Origin of the sequence: Psychrobacter piscatorii (assembly GCF_904846415.1) — a bacterium.
In the GTDB taxonomy this organism is placed as follows: Bacteria; Pseudomonadota; Gammaproteobacteria; order Pseudomonadales; family Moraxellaceae; genus Psychrobacter; species Psychrobacter piscatorii.
Map to the genome: position 1 here is coordinate 1 of NZ_CAJHAR010000109.1, position 562 is coordinate 562.

The following is a 562-nucleotide window of genomic DNA, read 5'->3' on the forward strand; positions in this document are numbered from 1 at the left end:
CTTATTATTTTTAGCATCGAATCGCCTAAAAAATAGTCGCTGTCAGTGCCATGGTCGAAGGTTCAACACGCCCTACTTTTAATTATCTATAAATGTCAGGTAGATTATTCACTACTTTAAAGTTCGAATTCTTAGTTTCCTAAGCTCCTCTTAAGGTTTGTTTGTTGTAATAGCGGTAGAGCAGACGATGTGATGGCGAGTCTACTAGCGGTATCTCGCCTAGATTCGATGTTTAGCAATCACGTCGTCAAAAACAAACGAACCATTAAAGGAGTGACGGTCATGACCCAACATAGCACAAGCAATCCGGCGCACGAGCCTGATATGTCTTTATCAAATACTCCTAAAACTCGACAAGTACGAGTTTGGGATATGTTGGTCAGAGTGACTCACTGGGCCGTCGCGGCTGGTATCACTGCCAATTTGCTGTTTACCGAAGAAGGTAGTGAGCTGCATCAATATGTCGGTTATATCGGGGTGGGGCTAGTGGTTGTCCGTCTACTTTGGGGATTTGAGGGGACACGTTATGCACGTTTCAGTGACTTTTTCCCCACGCCATCTC

1 protein-coding gene is annotated in these 562 nt (G+C 44.5%); it reads left to right on the plus strand.

Going from position 1 to position 562, the window contains the following annotated elements:
• Positions 1-282: 282 nt before the first annotated feature.
• On the plus strand, positions 283-562 hold a 280-nt coding region (locus JMX83_RS15090), incomplete at its 3' end, for a cytochrome b/b6 domain-containing protein (protein ID WP_455431202.1).